This is a genomic window from Vibrio sp. 10N.261.51.F11, from assembly GCF_041471665.1.
GTDB classification, from domain to species: domain Bacteria; phylum Pseudomonadota; class Gammaproteobacteria; order Enterobacterales; family Vibrionaceae; genus Vibrio; species Vibrio crassostreae_C.
In genome coordinates this window covers 1-18,382 of sequence record NZ_JBFROW010000038.1, presented here as the reverse complement: position 1 = coordinate 18,382, position 18,382 = coordinate 1, and the positions used below count along the sequence as shown (strand labels likewise).

13 protein-coding genes are annotated in these 18,382 nt (G+C 45.0%); 11 read left to right on the top strand and 2 right to left on the bottom strand.

The features are described from left to right. The first annotated feature begins 7 nt into the window (after positions 1-7). The 11 genes from murC to AB4351_RS13530 all read left to right on the top strand — a co-directional run bounded on the left by murC (position 8) and on the right by AB4351_RS13530 (position 16,636). Positions 8-1,468, top strand: coding sequence for a UDP-N-acetylmuramate--L-alanine ligase (murC, locus tag AB4351_RS13580; RefSeq protein WP_017059288.1), 1,461 nt, complete (start codon positions 8-10; stop codon positions 1,466-1,468). Between the two features lie 278 nt (positions 1,469-1,746). After that, positions 1,747-2,439: a cell division protein FtsQ/DivIB gene (locus tag AB4351_RS13575; protein ID WP_017059290.1), complete on the top strand. Its 693-nt coding sequence runs from the start codon at positions 1,747-1,749 to the stop codon at positions 2,437-2,439. Next, the gene (ftsA, locus tag AB4351_RS13570; RefSeq protein WP_010434747.1) at positions 2,432-3,700 is read left to right on the top strand and encodes a cell division protein FtsA; all 1,269 of its coding nucleotides are present in this window, start codon (positions 2,432-2,434) and stop codon (positions 3,698-3,700) included. The genes AB4351_RS13575 and ftsA overlap by 8 nt, the downstream gene beginning before the upstream one ends. A 31-nt stretch (positions 3,701-3,731) precedes the next feature. Further along, positions 3,732-4,961, top strand: coding sequence for a cell division protein FtsZ (gene ftsZ, locus AB4351_RS13565; RefSeq protein WP_017059291.1), 1,230 nt, complete (start codon positions 3,732-3,734; stop codon positions 4,959-4,961). Positions 4,962-5,057: 96 nt separating this feature from the next. Further along, positions 5,058-5,975, top strand: a complete 918-nt coding sequence (gene lpxC, locus AB4351_RS13560) for a UDP-3-O-acyl-N-acetylglucosamine deacetylase (RefSeq protein WP_010434751.1) — start codon at positions 5,058-5,060, stop codon at positions 5,973-5,975. Between the two features lie 390 nt (positions 5,976-6,365). Beyond that, positions 6,366-9,092: a preprotein translocase subunit SecA gene (secA, locus tag AB4351_RS13555; RefSeq protein WP_017059292.1), complete on the top strand. Its 2,727-nt coding sequence runs from the start codon at positions 6,366-6,368 to the stop codon at positions 9,090-9,092. Positions 9,093-9,440: 348 nt separating this feature from the next. Continuing rightward, positions 9,441-9,839, top strand: a complete 399-nt coding sequence (gene mutT / locus AB4351_RS13550; protein WP_017062897.1) for an 8-oxo-dGTP diphosphatase MutT — start codon at positions 9,441-9,443, stop codon at positions 9,837-9,839. A gap of 92 nt (positions 9,840-9,931) precedes the next feature. Further along, positions 9,932-10,756, top strand: coding sequence for a 4-hydroxy-tetrahydrodipicolinate reductase (gene dapB / locus AB4351_RS13545; RefSeq protein WP_372126282.1), 825 nt, complete (start codon positions 9,932-9,934; stop codon positions 10,754-10,756). Between the two features lie 503 nt (positions 10,757-11,259). Further along, entirely contained in the window at positions 11,260-12,414 is a 1,155-nt protein-coding gene (gene carA / locus AB4351_RS13540) for a glutamine-hydrolyzing carbamoyl-phosphate synthase small subunit (RefSeq protein WP_010434758.1), read from the top strand. 16 nt (positions 12,415-12,430) lie between these two features. Continuing rightward, positions 12,431-15,661, top strand: a complete 3,231-nt coding sequence (carB, locus tag AB4351_RS13535; protein WP_017059294.1) for a carbamoyl-phosphate synthase large subunit — start codon at positions 12,431-12,433, stop codon at positions 15,659-15,661. A 195-nt stretch (positions 15,662-15,856) separates the two neighbouring features. Next, complete coding sequence (locus AB4351_RS13530) at positions 15,857-16,636, top strand: TSUP family transporter (protein WP_012603222.1); 780 nt, start codon at positions 15,857-15,859, stop codon at positions 16,634-16,636. Here the strand turns inward: AB4351_RS13530 and AB4351_RS13525 are convergent. Then, on the bottom strand, positions 16,587-17,432 hold the full coding sequence (locus AB4351_RS13525; protein WP_372126280.1) for a LysR family transcriptional regulator: 846 nt from the start codon (positions 17,430-17,432) through the stop codon (positions 16,587-16,589). The genes AB4351_RS13530 and AB4351_RS13525 overlap by 50 nt on opposite strands. A gap of 132 nt (positions 17,433-17,564) precedes the next feature. Continuing rightward, entirely contained in the window at positions 17,565-18,146 is a 582-nt protein-coding gene (locus AB4351_RS13520) for a flavodoxin family protein (protein WP_136978391.1), read from the bottom strand. Positions 18,147-18,382 lie beyond the last annotated feature (236 nt).

Here is an 18,382-nt window from a genome sequence, read left to right as displayed (position 1 = left end):
TGAATTGATGACGATTGAACATACCCAAGACTTAGCGCAAATCCGTGCAATGGTGCCAGAGATGCGCCGTGTTAAATCTATCCACTTCATTGGTATTGGTGGTGCCGGAATGAGCGGGATTGCTGAAGTCTTGCTAAATGAAGGCTACCAGATCACGGGTTCTGATATTGCTCAAAACCCAGTGACTGATCGTTTAGTTAGCAAGGGTGCGACCGTTTATATCGGTCACCAAGCGAGTAACGTTGCCGACGCAAGTGTGGTGGTTGTTTCAACCGCTATCAACGAAGAAAACCCAGAAATTATTGCAGCTCGTGAAGCGCGCACACCGATCGTTCGTCGTGCAGAAATGCTGGCTGAGCTGATGCGTTTTCGTCACGGTATTGCTGTGGCAGGTACGCACGGTAAAACAACCACGACTGCGCTAGTGACACAGATTTACTCGGAAGCCGGCCTAGATCCAACCTTCGTAAACGGTGGTTTGGTTAAAAGTGCTGGCACTAACGCACGTTTAGGTTCAAGCCGTATTCTTATCGCTGAAGCCGATGAGAGTGATGCTTCATTTTTACATCTGCAACCTATGGTTAGTATCGTAACTAACATTGAAGCGGATCATATGGATACCTACGGCGGCGATTTTGAAACGCTAAAGCAGACGTTTATTGATTTTTTACACAACCTACCATTCTACGGTCAGGCTGTGATGTGTGTTGATGATCCAGTAGTGCGTGAGCTTATTCCTCAGGTAAGTCGCCAGGTGATTACTTACGGTTTCTCTGAAGATGCGGATATTCGTATTGAGAACTACGTACAAGAAGGCCAGCAAGGCAAATTCACAGTGGTACGTGAAGGTAAAGCTAACCTTGATATCACGTTAAACATTCCAGGTCGTCACAACGCATTGAATGCATCGGCGGCGATTGCTGTTGCAACAGAAGATGACATCAGCGATGAAGCGATTCTCAAAGCGATGGCGGGAACGGAAGGCACGGGTCGCCGTTTCGATCACCTAGGTGAGTATGAAACAGGTAAAGGCGTTGCAATGCTGGTCGATGATTACGGTCATCACCCAACCGAAGTGGATGTGACGATTCAAGCTGCTCGTAGTGGCTGGACTGATAAACGTCTTGTTATGATCTTCCAACCGCACCGTTATAGCCGTACTCGCGATCTGTATGATGATTTCGCGAACGTTCTTGAGCAGGTTGATGTCTTAATTCTGTTAGATGTTTATTCTGCAGGTGAGAAACCGATTGCAGGGGCTGACGGACGTTCATTAAGTCGAACTATTCGTGGGCGTGGTAAGATAGACCCAATCTTTGTTGCCGATATCAACGCACTGCCATCGGCTTTAGCCAACGTAATTCAAGGCGGTGACCTTGTTTTAACGCAGGGTGCAGGCGATGTTGGTCGAGTAGCGAAGCAGTTGGAATCGTTACAGTTAGACATTAATAAAATGCAGAACGCGTAACAGAATACTGTCTACAGACTGTGGTCAATCGCTCACTTCTTGCGATTGACCTAAAATTGACCAAAAATCTTATTATCAACGTTTGATAGTTTGATTTTGCTCAGTATAATTCATAGGTTAAAGTAAGTGCTTTTACCTCTATTACGAAGATAGGGAATAGAATTGCGAACCAACGACAGGGAATGCGGGCTTTGGTAGAAAGTACTTTTAGCGAAAACCGCCACCTATTCAGTTTACCGTCGCTCAAGAAACACGCCTTAGGCGGGTCTTTTTTTGTCATGGTATTGCTATTCATTGGGTTTCTTTTCTATACCACACTAACTTGGATGTGGGACGATCAGCGATTGCCTCTCTCCAAAATAGTACTTCAAGGCGACTTAACTTACGTAACCGCTGGTGATGTTCAACATGCCTTTAGCGAGCTAGAGCACATTGGAACCTTCATGTCGCAAGACATCGGTGTGTTGCAAGACAGTTTAGAAGCGTTACCTTGGGTTTCAGTGGTCTCCATTCGTAAGCAGTGGCCAGACACAATAAAAGTATTTTTGACTGAGTACCATGCGGCAGCAATCTGGAACGGTAACATGCTGCTGAATGACGATGGTCAGGTGTTTAATGGTGATATCGGCCTGTTGAAGGGCGATAGAGTTAAGCTTTACGGCCCAGACGGCACCAGCCAAGAAGTGATAGAAAAGTGGCGACAGATAACCCCTTTGATTAACAGTCTAGGGTTAACCGTTACCTCTCTCGTTCTCAATGAGCGTCGCGCTTGGCAAATAATCCTAGATAACGGTATCCGTTTAGAACTAGGTAAAGATTCTTTAGATGAGCGTGTTGAACGCTTCATTTCGCTTTACAACGAACTTGGTAGTAAAGCGAATCAAGTGAGCTACATCGACCTCAGGTATGATACGGGAGCCGCTGTAGGCTGGTTTCCAGAGCAAGAGTTAGAAGAGAGCACAGATGACTAAGACCGCAGATGACAACATAATCGTTGGTCTTGATATAGGCACTGCGACCATATCAGCTCTGGTTGGTGAAATATTGCCTGATGGTCAAATCAATATCATTGGTTCTGGGCAAAGCCCATCCAGAGGTATGGATAAAGGTGGTGTAAACGACCTAGAGTCGGTAGTTAAGTCGGTTCAGCGAGCTATTGATCAAGCAGAGTTGATGGCGGAATGCCAAATCAGCAATGTATTTATCTCGCTATCGGGTAAACATATCGCAAGCCGAATTGAAAAAGGCATGGGCACTATCTCTGATGAAGAGGTGTCTCAAGACGATATGGATCGAGCGATCCATACCGCGAAATCAATTAAAATAGGTGATGAGCAGAGAATTCTGCACGTGATCCCACAAGAATTTACCATTGATTATCAAGAAGGGATTAAGAACCCACTTGGCTTATCTGGTGTTCGAATGGAAGTCAGTGTTCACCTAATTTCTTGCCATAGCGACATGGCGAGAAACATTATTAAAGCTGTTGAACGATGTGGTCTCACAGTAGAACAAATCGTGTTTTCAGGACTTGCCTCAAGCAATGCGGTAATTACTGAAGACGAGAGAGAGCTTGGAGTATGTGTTGTCGATATCGGTGCGGGTACAATGGATATTTCCATTTGGACTGGCGGCGCACTTCGACACACAGAAGTCTTTTCCTACGCAGGAAATGCAGTAACCAGTGATATTGCCTTCGCTTTCGGCACGCCAGTGAGCGATGCTGAAGAGATAAAAGTAAACCATGGTTGCGCTCTGAGTGAACTCGTAAGCAAGGATGACTCTGTTAACGTCCCAAGTGTTGGTGGTCGCCCATCGAGAAGTTTGCAACGACAAACTTTGTCGGAAGTGATTGAACCACGTTACACTGAACTTATGGGTCTCGTTAACCAAACTATTGATACGGTTCAATTACAGCTACGAGATGAAGGTATTAAACACCACCTTGCAGCTGGCGTCGTTCTTACTGGTGGAGCGGCACAAATTGACGGATTGGTAGAGTGTGCGGAACGTGTTTTCCGCAATCAAGTTCGAGTTGGTAAGCCGTTAGAAGTTAGTGGCTTAACTGACTATGTTAAAGAGCCGTATCATTCTACGGCGGTTGGTTTACTTCATTACGCAAGAGATTGTCAGATCAGTGATGAAGGTGATTACAGCGAACCTAAGCGTTCAGCACCTTCTATGTCTGGTTTATTTGGCAAATTGCGTAATTGGATACAAAAAGAGTTTTAACCTGAGTTGCAGGAAAAAACGGAGATAACACATGTTTGAACCGATGATGGAAATGTCTGACGATGCAGTAATTAAAGTCGTTGGAGTTGGTGGCGGTGGCGGTAACGCTGTTGAGCACATGGTACGTGAATCAATCGAAGGCGTAGAATTCATCAGTGTTAACACTGATGCACAAGCACTTCGTAAAACAAGCGTGAGCAGCGTGATCCAAATTGGTGGTGATATCACTAAAGGTTTGGGCGCTGGTGCAAACCCACAAGTAGGCCGTGATGCAGCTCTCGAAGATCGAGAAAGAATTAAAGAAGTTCTAACTGGCGCCGATATGGTATTTATCGCAGCTGGTATGGGCGGTGGTACTGGTACAGGTGCTGCTCCAGTTATTGCTGAAGTTGCGAAAGAGTTGGGTGTGCTGACGGTTGCTGTTGTAACTAAGCCATTTAGCTTTGAAGGCAAAAAGCGTTTAGCGTTTGCTGAGCAAGGTATTGAAGAGCTTTCTAAACATGTGGATTCATTAATTACGATTCCAAATGAAAAGCTACTTAAAGTACTTGGCCGCGGCGTAACTCTGCTAGAAGCTTTCGCAAGTGCAAATGATGTACTTAAAAACGCTGTACAAGGTATCGCTGAGCTAATTACTCGCCCTGGTATGATTAACGTCGATTTCGCGGATGTTCGCACCGTAATGTCTGAGATGGGTCATGCAATGATGGGTAGCGGTATCGCAAAAGGTGAAGACCGTGCTGAAGAAGCTGCTGAAACAGCAATTTCTAGCCCACTACTAGAAGACATCGACCTAGCTGGCGCGCGTGGCGTTCTTGTGAACATCACTGCAGGCCTGGATATGCGTCTAGATGAGTTCGAAACAGTAGGTAATACAGTTAAGGCATTCGCATCTGATAATGCAACAGTTGTGATTGGTACTTCTCTAGACCCTGATATGACAGATGAAATCCGCGTAACTGTTGTTGCAACAGGTATCGGCACAGAGAAAAAACCAGACATTACATTAGTTGCTGGTGGTAAAGCTAAGGTTGCACCAACTCCTCAACCACAGGTAGCGGCTCAAACTGCACCAAAAGTGGAAGAGAAAGTGGCACAACCATTGCAAGAAAAAACTGAGGTCAAACCTCAAGTTAAGCCGCAACCAACAACGTCACCTGTTTCTTCAGGTACAGGCGCTAGCCAAAGTGCAGCACCTAAGGCTGAGAAAGAGAGTGGATACTTAGATATTCCAGCATTCTTACGACGTCAGGCTGATTAACAAATACCCAAAATTTGACTATCGTCGAATTAATGGTAAAATTCGCGGTCGGTAAATACTGACCGTGATTTGTAGCACTGATAACGAGGCAAGCAGATGATCAGACAACGTACTCTGAAAGAAATTGTGAAAACAACTGGTGTGGGTCTCCACTCTGGTCGTAAAGTCACACTTACTCTTCGCCCGGCAGCTGCAAATACAGGTATTGTTTATCGTCGTACAGATGTAAATCCACCTGTAGATTTCCCAGCTGATCCAGCGTCAGTTCGTGACACTATGCTATGTACAGCTCTTGTTAATGACGAAGGCGTACGTATCTCTACAGTGGAACACCTTAACGCAGCTTTAGCGGGTATGGGCATCGACAACATTATTGTTGAAGTAGATGCTCCTGAAATCCCAATTATGGATGGTAGCGCAAGCCCATTCGTATACTTGCTACAGCAAGCGGGTGTAGAAACACTGAATGCAGCGAAGCGTTTTATTCGTATCAAAAAGCCTATCCGTTTTGAAGATGGCGATAAGTGGGCAGAGTTTGTTCCATTTAACGGCTTCCGTATGGACTTTGAGATCGACTTTAACCACCCAGCAATTGAATCTGATGAGCAACGTTTGTTGTTTGATTTCTCTTCACAAGGTTTTGTGAAAGAAATCTCTCGCGCTCGTACTTTCGGCTTCATGCGCGACATTGAGTATCTACAATCTCAAAACCTAGTACTTGGTGGTAGCTTTGATAATGCTATCGTACTTGACGAATACCGAATTCTTAATGAAGAGGGTCTACGTTTTGACAATGAGTTCGTAACTCATAAAGTACTAGATGCGATCGGTGACTTGTACATGTGTGGACACGCTATTATTGGTGAGTTTCGTGCATACAAATCAGGTCACGGCCTAAACAACCAACTACTACGTGCAGTACTTGCTGACGCAGAAGCTTGGGAATGGGCAACATTCGAAGAAGAAGTAGGCTCTCCTGTTGCATTTGCTGAACCAGGAATGGTTCTAGCGTAATTGTTGTTTACAGCAATATAAGATTTCGAAAACCAGGTCATTGACCTGGTTTTTTTGTATCTATTTTCCAGATACAGTGTCGTCAACATCCGAAAGTTGTCTCCCAATGAGCTGCAGTCTGGCTAATCCATCAGCAATTAGAAAGAAAAGTTCCAAGCACATCAAACAAATGGGGTTATAAATGGTTGTTGGTGTGAAAATTACTTACACTAAAGGGCATTAATTTTAACTCAAGCCTTGAAAACTCTACTCTCAAGTACAATATCAAAGATACTAGATTTATCTCAGTATCCTTGGTTAGTAACTGAAGACTAGTTCATAGCTAGTAGAGACACTGACGGCATTTAAAATAGATCGCGGACGATCTGAGAACGAAGAGATTCCAAGCACATGATTACTAAGCTGCTGACAAAGGTAATTGGCAGTCGCAATGACAGAACACTGCGCCGCCTTAGAAAAATTGTAAAAGAAATTAATAACTTCGAACCAACGTTTGAAGCACTTTCAGACGAAGAACTAAAAGCAAAAACGGTTGAATTTCGTGAGCGCTTAGATAAAGGTGAATCGCTAGACCAACTTCTACCTGAAGCATTTGCTACGGTACGTGAAGCGTCTAAGCGTGTTTACGGCATGCGTCACTTTGACGTGCAAATGATTGGTGGCATGGTTCTAAATGCTGGCCAAATTGCAGAAATGCGTACTGGTGAAGGTAAGACTCTTACAGCAACCCTACCAGCTTATCTTAACGCCCTACCTAGCAAAGGTGTTCACGTAGTAACGGTGAACGACTACCTAGCGAAGCGTGATGCGGAAACAAACCGCCCATTATTTGAATTCCTTGGTATGACTGTTGGCGTAAACGTGCCAAACATGGCTCCACCAGAGAAGAAAGAAGCGTACCAAGCGGATATCCTATACGGAACAAACAACGAGTTTGGCTTCGATTACCTACGTGACAACATGGCTTTCCGTGCTGAAGATCGTGTTCAACGTGAGCGCTTCTTTGCTGTTGTCGATGAGGTTGACTCAATCTTAATCGATGAAGCTCGTACTCCACTTATTATCTCTGGCCCAGCTGAAGATAGTTCAGATCTTTACACGCGTATTAACACGTTGATTCCTAACCTTGAGCGCCAAGATAAAGAAGATTCTGAAGAGTACCGTGGTGAAGGTCACTACACCATGGACGAGAAATCGAAACAGGTTCACCTGACTGAAAACGGTCAAGAATTTGTAGAAGAGCTAATGGTCAAAAACGGCCTGATGGAAGAGGGTGACACGCTTTACTCTCCAACTAATATCAGCCTATTGCACCATGTTAATGCAGCGCTGCGTGCACACGTACTGTTTGAGAAAGACGTCGACTACATCGTTACTGAAGAAGGCGAAGTGGTTATCGTTGATGAACATACTGGTCGTACTATGCCAGGTCGTCGTTGGTCTGAAGGTTTACACCAAGCTGTTGAAGCTAAAGAAGGTGTGAAGATTCAGAATGAAAACCAGACGCTAGCATCGATTACATTCCAGAACTTCTTCCGTCTATACGAAAAACTGTCAGGTATGACAGGTACAGCCGATACAGAAGCTTTCGAATTTCAGTCTATCTACGGCCTAGAAACAGTGGTTATCCCAACCAACAAGCCTATGGTTCGTAACGATATGCCAGATGTGGTTTATCGTACCGAAGAAGACAAGTTCAATGCGATCATTGAAGACATCAAAGACCGTGTAGCTGCTGGTCAGCCATCATTGGTTGGTACGGTTTCTATCGAGAAGTCTGAACTACTGTCTAACGCACTGAAAAAAGCAAAAATTAAGCACAGCGTTCTAAATGCTAAATTCCACGAAATGGAAGCAGAGATCGTTGCACAAGCTGGTATGCCGAGTGCGGTAACTATCGCAACTAACATGGCTGGTCGTGGTACCGATATCGTATTAGGTGGTAGCTGGCAGGCACAAGTTGAGAAGCTAGAGAATCCAACCAAAGAGCAGATCGAGAAGATCAAAGCTGACTGGAGAGTAATCCACGATAAAGTGCTTGAGTCAGGTGGTCTGCACATCATTGGTACTGAGCGTCATGAATCTCGCCGTATCGACAACCAGCTACGTGGTCGTTCTGGTCGTCAAGGTGATGCGGGTTCTTCTCGTTTCTACCTATCAATGGAAGATTCTCTGCTACGTATCTTCACATCGGATCGTATGGCTGGTCTTATCCAAAGTGGTATGGACGAAGGCGAAGCGATCGAATCTAAGATGCTTTCTCGCTCAATTGAAAAAGCACAACGTAAAGTTGAAGGTCGTAACTTCGATATTCGTAAGCAGCTTCTTGAGTACGATGATGTAGCCAATGACCAACGTAAAGTGGTTTATGAGCTTCGTGATGAACTGATGAGCTCTGACGATATCAGCGAGATGATCGAACACAACCGTGAAGATGTATTGGCATCAGTGATTGATGAATACATCGCACCTCAGTCTCTTGAAGATATGTGGGATATCGCGGGTCTGCAAGATCGTCTGAAGAATGACTTCGATCTAGACTTTGATATTCAAGGTTGGTTAGACGAAGACGACAAGCTTTATGAAGAAGCATTGCGTGAGCGTATTCTTGCTATGGCGGTTGATTCGTACAAACAGAAAGAAGAAGTGGTTGGTGCTCAAGTACTGCGTAACTTCGAGAAATCTGTGATGCTACAAACGCTAGACGGCCTTTGGAAAGAGCACTTGGCTGCGATGGATCACCTTCGTCAAGGTATCCACTTACGTGGTTATGCTCAGAAGAACCCGAAACAAGAGTACAAGCGCGAGTCGTTTGAACTGTTTGAAGGCCTACTAGATGTACTGAAAACAGACGTTGTTACCATCCTTTCTAAAGTGCGTGTTCAGCAACAAGAAGAAGTTGAAAAGATGGAAGCTCAACGTCAAGCTCAAGCTGAAGAAGCGGCGCGTCGTGCACAAGCGCAACATGCAACAGCTGAAAACCAGCTAGCTGACGATGAAGCTGAAGCGGCATCTCCACAAACGGTAGTGCGTGACGAGCGTAAAGTGGGCCGTAACGAGCCATGCCCATGTGGTAGCGGTAAGAAGTACAAGCAGTGTCACGGTAAAATCGCGTAAGTTTAATGAATCGTTGCTGTAGCGCATGATAGCTGCGTTGGTGGTACTCACTTACAGTCGTAAGCTCCGTGCCACCGCCTTGCTCTCATACACTACAACTTAGCTTCATAAAACTGACAAATAGAATATAAAGAGTCGCTTAGGCGGCTCTTTTTGTATGTAAATTTCATGGCTTACTTTGTTACGCAAGGAAGTTGTCATTCCCTATAGCGAGGAGTGAGCGTAGTAGGGAATCTTGTTTAGTTAGGCTCGCGTAGTTTTAGATCCCCAACTCAGTCGTTCCTCTTTCTTGAGGATGACGTATTTAGGGACTATGTGAGTTCAGCGTTTTATTAAGGAACACCATCAATGAAAAGAATCCATATCGTAGCGGGTATTATCTTCAATCAAGATAAGTCACAGGTCTTTATCACTAAGCGTCCAGATGACAAGCACAAAGGTGGCTTCTGGGAATTTCCAGGTGGCAAGGTTGAAGAGGGCGAAACTATTGAGCAAGCGATGACTCGCGAGCTTGATGAAGAGGTCGGTATCAAGGTGACCGAGCAGTCTCTGTTTGAGCATCTTGAATTTGATTACACGGATAAGTCACTTAAGTTCGATTTCATTCTCGTGACTGATTTTGAAGAGCAGCCTTATGGTAAAGAAGGTCAGCAAGGTGAATGGGTAAGCCTAGAATCATTGAATCAATACGCCTTCCCAGAGGCAAATGTGCCAATTTTAGAGCGAGTAATAAAAGAGTTTTCGTAATTGCTAGCCTGAGTTTGAGATTGTTGTTAGTTTAAAGAGATTAATCGATTGAACGTTGCTGCAAGAGATAAGTGGCAACGGTAACCAAAACAATGGAGATATTCGCAGTGGTAAGAATTGCAATTGCAGGAGCAGCGGGCCGCATGGGCCGCAACTTGGTGAAAGCCGCTCATCATAATTCAGAAGCAAGTGTTGGAGCTGGTTCAGAGCGTCCAGAGTCATCTTTGGTCGGCGTAGATGTCGGCGAGTTATGCGGTGAAGGTCGTTTTGATGTTGCTTTAGTCGATGATTTGTCTAAAGCCATCGAAGAGTTTGATGTGATTGTCGATTTTACTGCGCCTGTTAGCACATTAGCGAATATTGAACTTTGTAAACGTCACGATAAAAAACTGATCATCGGTACAACGGGCTTCTCTGAAGAAGAGAAGCAGGTGATTGATGCTGCTTCAAAAGAGATGGCTATCGTAATGGCACCTAACTACAGCGTTGGTGTGAACCTGGTCTTTAAGCTGCTAGAGAAGGCCGCTAAAGTGATGGGCGATTACTGTGATGTCGAGATCGTTGAGGCTCATCACCGTCATAAAGTTGATGCACCTTCTGGTACTGCGATTGGTATGGGCGAAGCTATTGCGGGTGCTATGGGCAACGGGCTGAACGATGTAGCTGTATGGTCACGCGAGGGTATTACTGGCGAGCGCACTAAAGATGAGATTGGTTTCGCGACGATTCGTGCCGGTGACATTATTGGTGAACACACCGCTATGTTTGCTGATATCGGTGAACGAGTGGAAATTACCCATAAAGCCACTGATCGAATGACCTTTGCTAATGGCGCAATCAAGGCCGCGGTTTGGTTAAATGATAAACCAGCAGGCTTTTATACCATGACGGATGTGCTTGGTTTGAATGACCTATAAATAGATATTTATGCGCTGGCAATTGCCGGCGCTTTCTTTATTTGGTGCATTTTCCTTAGTAATCTCACTTCTCCGATCTTCCTTCTACTTTCTTCTTATCGCCTTTTTGACTCCATTTCTATGCTGTTTATGTGGTCTTTAGTGTGTTTTTTGTTTTAGATCTTTAAATTGTCATGTTTTCTCTTGGTATTTATCGATTGCGTTTTGTTGCTGATATTTTTATCACTCTATGGTTGGCTAAAATGAGGAGTGAAAATTAGAAAATCGTAATATTCGAGCTAAATGCGCATGAAAGTTGAACTTTTGGAGCTTTGAGGGGGTAAATTGAATTAGTCCTTACAAATGTTTAATTTCTTTTGAGTTAAATGTTGACACGTATCACGCAGATCACTAAAATACCGCCAATTTGTCTAATTTCCATAAACACGCAGTTTTTGGTGTTGCAGGAAGGTAGATTTGCAAATTAAATCAATTTTAATGCATTTTTATTTCTGGAGGTTGTCTTGAAGAAGTCAGCACTACTCGTCCTAGAAGATGGGACAGTATTTCACGGTGAAGCCATTGGCGCTGTAGGTTCTGCAGTTGGTGAAGTCGTTTTTAATACCTCGATGACGGGGTACCAAGAAATCCTCACTGATCCTTCCTATTCTCAACAAATCGTTACCCTTACTTACCCTCACATTGGCAATACCGGAACCAATTCCGAAGACGAAGAATCTTCTTCAATCCACGCTCAAGGCCTTGTGATTCGCGATCTCCCTCTAATCGCTTCTAACTTCCGTAATGAACAATCCCTTTCTGATTACCTTAAGTCGCAAAACGTTGTTGGTATCGCTGATATTGATACTCGTAAGTTGACGCGTATTCTTCGTGAAAAAGGCGCACAGAACGGTTGTATTGTAGCTGGCTCTTCAGTAAACGACGGAAACCTAGACGAAGCTTTGGCTCTAGCTAAAGCAAAAGAATTCCCTGGCCTGAAAGGTATGGACCTTGCGAAAGAAGTTACAACAAAAGAAGCGTATCAATGGAAACAAGGTTCGTGGACGCTTACGGGTGGACTTCCTGAAGCGAAAGCAGACTCAGAATTGCCATACCACGTTGTTGCTTATGACTTCGGTGCAAAACGAAACATCCTACGAATGCTTGTTGACCGCGGCTGCCGCCTAACGGTTGTTCCTGCTGAGACTTCAGCTGAAGAAGTACTTGCTCTGAACCCAGACGGTGTTTTCCTTTCAAATGGCCCTGGTGACCCAGAACCATGTACTTACGCAATTGAAGCGACAAAAGTGTTCCTAGAAAAAGGCTTACCAATCTTCGGTATCTGTCTAGGTCACCAGATTCTTGCTCTTGCGTCAGGCGCTAAGACAGTGAAGATGAAGTTTGGTCACCACGGCGCAAACCACCCGGTTAAAGATTTAGATCGTGATGTTGTGATGATTACTTCGCAAAACCACGGCTTTGCTGCTGACGAAGAAACCCTTCCAGAGACACTACGTGCAACGCACAAATCACTATTTGATGGTTCTCTACAAGGTATTCACCGTACAGACAAACCAGCATTCAGCTTCCAAGGTCACCCTGAAGCAAGCCCAGGTCCAGAAGACGCAGCGCCGTTATTCGACCACTTTATTGAACTAATCAAACAGCACACAGCGTAATTCGGAGTAGTAGACAATGCCAAAACGTACTGACATTAAAAGTATTCTTATTCTAGGTGCTGGCCCGATCGTTATCGGCCAAGCATGTGAGTTCGATTACTCTGGTGCTCAAGCTTGTAAAGCGCTTCGCGAAGAAGGTTACCGAGTTATTCTTGTAAACTCGAACCCAGCGACAATCATGACTGACCCAGACATGGCAGATGCAACTTACATCGAGCCTATCCAATGGGAAGTTGTGCGTAACATCATCGCTAAAGAGAAGCCTGATGCAGTTCTACCTACTATGGGTGGCCAAACTGCATTGAACTGTGCTCTAGACCTAGAAAAGCACGGCGTTCTTGAAGAGTTCGGTGTTGAAATGATTGGTGCAACGGCTGACGCTATCGATAAAGCAGAAGACCGTTCACGCTTCGATAAAGCAATGAAAGCAATTGGCCTTGAGTGTCCAACTGCTGATACAGCGAAAACGATGGAAGAAGCTTACAAAGTTTTAGACATGGTTGGCTTCCCTTGTATCATTCGTCCATCGTTCACGATGGGTGGTACTGGTGGCGGTATCGCTTACAACAAAGAAGAATTTGAAGAAATCTGTCGTCGTGGTTTGGATCTATCTCCAACTAATGAACTTCTTATCGATGAATCACTTATCGGTTGGAAAGAGTACGAGATGGAAGTGGTTCGTGACAAAAACGACAACTGCATCATCGTATGTGCGATTGAAAACTTCGACCCAATGGGTATTCACACAGGTGACTCAATCACTGTGGCTCCAGCTCAAACGCTGACAGATAAAGAATACCAACTAATGCGTAACGCATCTCTAGCAGTACTGCGTGAGATTGGTGTTGAAACAGGTGGTTCAAACGTACAGTTTGGTATCAACCCGAAAGATGGCCGTATGGTTATCATCGAGATGAACCCACGTGTATCTCGCTCTTCTGCACTAGCATCTAAAGCAACAGGTTTCCCAATCGCTAAGATTGCAGCGAAACTGGCTGTTGGTTTCACGCTAGACGAGCTAATGAATGACATCACTGGCGGCGCAACTCCAGCATCATTCGAACCAACAATCGACTACGTAGTAACTAAGATTCCTCGTTTTAACTTCGAGAAGTTTGCAGGTGCTAACGACCGCCTAACGACGCAAATGAAGTCGGTTGGTGAAGTTATGGCTATCGGCCGTAACCAACAAGAATCTCTACAAAAAGCACTTCGCGGCCTAGAAGTTGGCGCGACTGGTTTTGACGAAATGGTAGACCTAGACGCACCAGATGCTCTAACGACTATCCGTCACGAACTTAAAGAAGCTGGCGCAGAGCGTATTTGGTACATCGCTGACGCATTCCGTGCTGGTATGTCGGTAGATGGTGTATTCAACCTAACGCAAATCGACCGTTGGTTCCTAGTTCAAATCGAAGACATCGTTAAGCTAGAGCAAGAACTTAAAGCGAAAGGCTTTGCTGGTCTAAATAAAGACGAGCTAAACAAGCTTAAGCGTAAAGGTTTTGCTGATGCGCGCCTATCTAAGATTCTAGGTGTAGCGGAAAGCGAAATCCGTCGTCTACGTGACCAATACGATATCCACCCGGTATACAAGCGTGTAGATACGTGTGCAGCTGAGTTCTCTTCAGATACGGCTTACATGTACTCATCTTACGATGACGAGTGTGAAGCAAACCCAACAGACAAAGAAAAAATCATGATTCTAGGCGGCGGTCCAAACCGTATCGGCCAAGGCATTGAATTTGACTACTGTTGTGTACACGCATCACTAGCGCTACGTGAAGATGGCTACGAAACTATCATGGTTAACTGTAACCCTGAGACAGTTTCTACAGACTACGATACGTCTGACCGTCTGTACTTCGAACCAGTAACTCTGGAAGACGTACTAGCAATCGCTCGTGTTGAGAAGCCAAAAGGCGTTATCGTTCAGTACGGTGGTCAAACGCCACTTAAACTGGCACGTGCTCTTGAAGCTGCTGGCGTACCAATCATCGGTACTAGCCCAGACGCAATCGACCGTGCAGAAGACCGTGAGCGTTTCCAAGTTGCTGTAGACCGTCTAGGCCTACTTCAACCAGAAAACGCGACAGTAACAACAATGGAGCAAGCGGTAGAGAAATCTCGTGAAATCGGCTTCCCACTTGTTGTACGTCCTTCTTACGTACTTGGTGGTCGTGCGATGGAAATCGTATACGACGAGCAAGACCTACGTCGCTACTTCAACGAAGCAGTTAGCGTATCAAACGAATCTCCAGTACTACTTGATAGCTTCCTAGATGACGCTGTTGAAGTAGACGTAGATGCGATTTGTGACGGTGAGCGCGTTGTAATCGGCGGTATTATGGAGCACATCGAGCAAGCGGGTGTTCACTCTGGTGACTCAGCATGTTCTCTTCCTGCATACACGCTAAGCCAAGAAATCCAAGACGTAATGCGCGAGCAAGTTGAAAAGCTAGCGTTCGAGTTGGGTGTTCGTGGTCTGATGAACACGCAGTTTGCTGTTAAGAACAATGAAGTGTACCTAATCGAGGTTAACCCTCGTGCAGCACGTACGGTTCCATTCGTATCTAAAGCAACTGGTGCGCCAATCGCTAAGATTGCCGCTCGTGTAATGGCGGGTCAATCTCTAGAGTCTCAAGGCTTTACGAAAGAAATCATCCCACCTTACTACTCAGTGAAAGAAGTTGTACTTCCATTCAACAAGTTCCCTGGTGTTGACCCACTGTTAGGCCCAGAAATGCGCTCTACTGGTGAAGTTATGGGTGTTGGTGCGACGTTCGCAGAAGCATACTCTAAAGCTGAATTGGGTTGTGGTAACATCTACCCAGAAGGCGGTCGTGCACTTCTTTCTGTTCGCGAAGGCGACAAAGAGCGTGTTGTTGACCTAGCATCTAAGCTATCTAAGCTTGGTTACCAGCTAGACGCAACTCACGGTACTGCGGTTATCCTTGGCGAAGCGGGCATCAACCCACGTCTAGTAAACAAGGTACACGAAGGTCGTCCTCACATTCTTGACCGTATCAAGAACAACGAGTACACGTACATCGTGAACACTGCAGCTGGCCGTCAAGCGATTGAAGATTCTAAAGTTCTTCGTCGTGGTGCACTTGCTGAGAAAGTTAACTACACGACTACGCTAAACGCTGCATTCGCGACTTGTATGGCGCACACTGCAGACGCGAAAACGTCAGTAACTTCAGTTCAAGAGCTACACGCTCAGGTTAAAGCTTCTCAAGCTTAATCGCCTAAAGTGTATCGCTGATATGCGGATATAAATGCTCAAAGCCCACTCCTCGGAGTGGGCTTTTTTATGTCTGTTATTCCGCGGTAGCTTAATGATGAATATTTGGAATAGGTTAGAATCTTGTGTTTCGTTATTGCTCGTCTGCTGTGAGTGGTAACTTGTCGCTACACAGGATTTTAAGGCGTTGGGTATATGGAAATCACTCTAGAAATATTGGCTATCTTGTTTGTTGTTGCAACGGCAGCAGGCTTTATTGATGCAATGGCTGGCGGCGGTGGGTTACTGACTCTACCTGCATTGCTAGCGGCTGGAGTTCCACCCACGCAGGCACTGGCAACCAACAAACTCCAAAGCTCATTTGGCAGCTTCTCCGCGAGTTGGTATTTCGTGCGCAACGGTATCGTCAGCATCAAAGAGATGCGCCTTGCTATCTTTTGTACCTTTATTGGCTCTGCAATTGGCGCTGAGTTAGTCCAGCACATTGATGCGAGCTTACTGACCAGTGTTATCCCACTGCTGCTTATCGCTATCTCTCTCTATTTCCTGTTGGCACCCCAAACTAGAGCGTCTGAAGGAAAACAGAAGATCTCTGAGGCGATGTTTGCTCTGTGTATTGGTGGCGGCGTGGGTTTCTATGATGGCTTTTTTGGCCCAGGAACAGGTTCTATCTTCACCGTCTGCTTTGTTGCTATTGGTCACTTCTCGTTAGTCGATGCTACGGCGCGTACTAAAGTACTTAACTTTACCTCGAATATCGCTGCCTTAATTTTCTTTATTTTAGCTGGTTTGCCTATTTGGGAGTTGGGATTAGTGATGGCGGTCGGTGGATTTATGGGCGCTCAGCTTGGCGCTAAAGTGGTGGTGACAAAAGGGCAGAAATGGATTCGCCCCCTTGTGATCGTGATGTCGATGCTAATGGCGTCTAAACTGCTTTGGGAACAGCATCAACAATGGATTCTATCAGTGTTTTAACTCGTGGAGACTGGTAACTATTTGGTCTGACACAGATATGAATCGGCCGAATCAAGCCTGCTAATTCGGTGAAGCTATACAGATATTGAGGCTCAATATTGAGTGTTTTTACGATAGAGAGCGGGATCAACGCTGGCCCAGTCCCGCCCAATGCAAGTTGCGCCGCTGCGGTGTAGGCATCCATCTCCATCAAGGGTTTGATACCAAATTTTTCTAATACAGAAAGTTGATAAGAATTGGCTGGATTGGTCATGTCGTTAGTGATGACCATTGGAGGGAGATCCGTTAGCGGCGACTTACTCACTATGTAAAACGGTTCATCAAAAAGATGGAAGGTCATCAACCCATGATGTGGTGGCAGTAAGCCAGCACACAACCCCAAGGTCGCCTTGCCGGACTGCACCCGTTCGATGATTCTCGGCGTGTGGTTGGTGGTAATGGTGATGTACTTATCTTGCTGGATGAACTGGCCCATCATCTCACCTAAATAACCGGCTATCAGAGACTTAGTGCTGTCTAGGGTGATGAGAGTAGTATCTTCCAACTCTTGCTGTTCATAAATAAGCCCGCGAAGTTCATTGAATGTCGGGCCAATACTCTCTATTAATGCTATCGCATCTGGCGTGAGTTTTATCTGTCGGCCACTCGGTTCAATGAGCTTTTTACCTAGCTTCTTTTCTAAATTCGCAATCCGTTTGCTGACCGCTGATTGGCTGATATAAAGCAAACTGCCTGTGCGGCTCATGGTCTTTGCTTTACTCAATACCAGTAGAGTTTCGATTCCTTCGAGTAGCATTGGGTTATATTCATGAAAGTTGGGAATGATTGTTTCAACTTACCTCAAACAACATTCATTCTCTAGTCTTGAGATCATAGATATCAATCAAGCTAGGAGTTTTGAAGCTAGCCCGTCAGCTAACTAGTTAGTTTAGGTTCTCTTAACTAGACTCGCGATGCGCTGACCAAAATAGAAAGCAGTCTGAAGATCGTTACTGTTGATGTGACTATTGGTGCTATCTGCCGTCTCATCTTCACTGGCGACCAAACCAATGCTTGACCCTGTGCGATTCAAACCTAAGTCATCAATGTGCTTTGAGATATCAAGCCCAGCCCAAATCATGCCATGCTGACAGGCCAGAGTGAAAAAGCTCAACAAGGTTTGTTGCTGCTCACCGTTAAGGCTGCCGCCAGTGGTAAAGCCTGCTGCGAGTTTATTTCGCCATGCTTTCTTACAATAGCTATCACTACTTGCATCCATAAAGCTCTTAAACTGCGCGGCTGGTGAACCCATATAAGTCGGGGAGCCAAAGATAATGGCGTCACAGCTGTCTAATGACTTGAGCTTATCATCATTGTCATACCTTCCTTCGACCACTTCAGAAGATAGCACTTCGACAAGGAGTACTGAGTTAGGTTGTTGAGTGTTAATGCCTTCAGCGATTGTCTCAGCAACTTGCTTAGTTGCTCCATTCTTAGAGAAGAAAACAATGCCCACTTTACCAATACTCATCTTGAACTCCCTTTTGCCAATGTTAGTAAATACATTTATTTATAAAGCTATTTGTTTATTAATATAGCCTGCGAATTAGATAAGTAAACAAAAAACATTACTAACCTCTTGGCTAATGGACTAACTAAATTGAGTGTTAGGAAAAGAAGGGATCTTTGAAGAGTGGAAATAGAGGGTATAAGTGATTTTAAACGTGATTAAAAAAGGCCCCTTTGCGGTAATGCCGTTCACTTAAG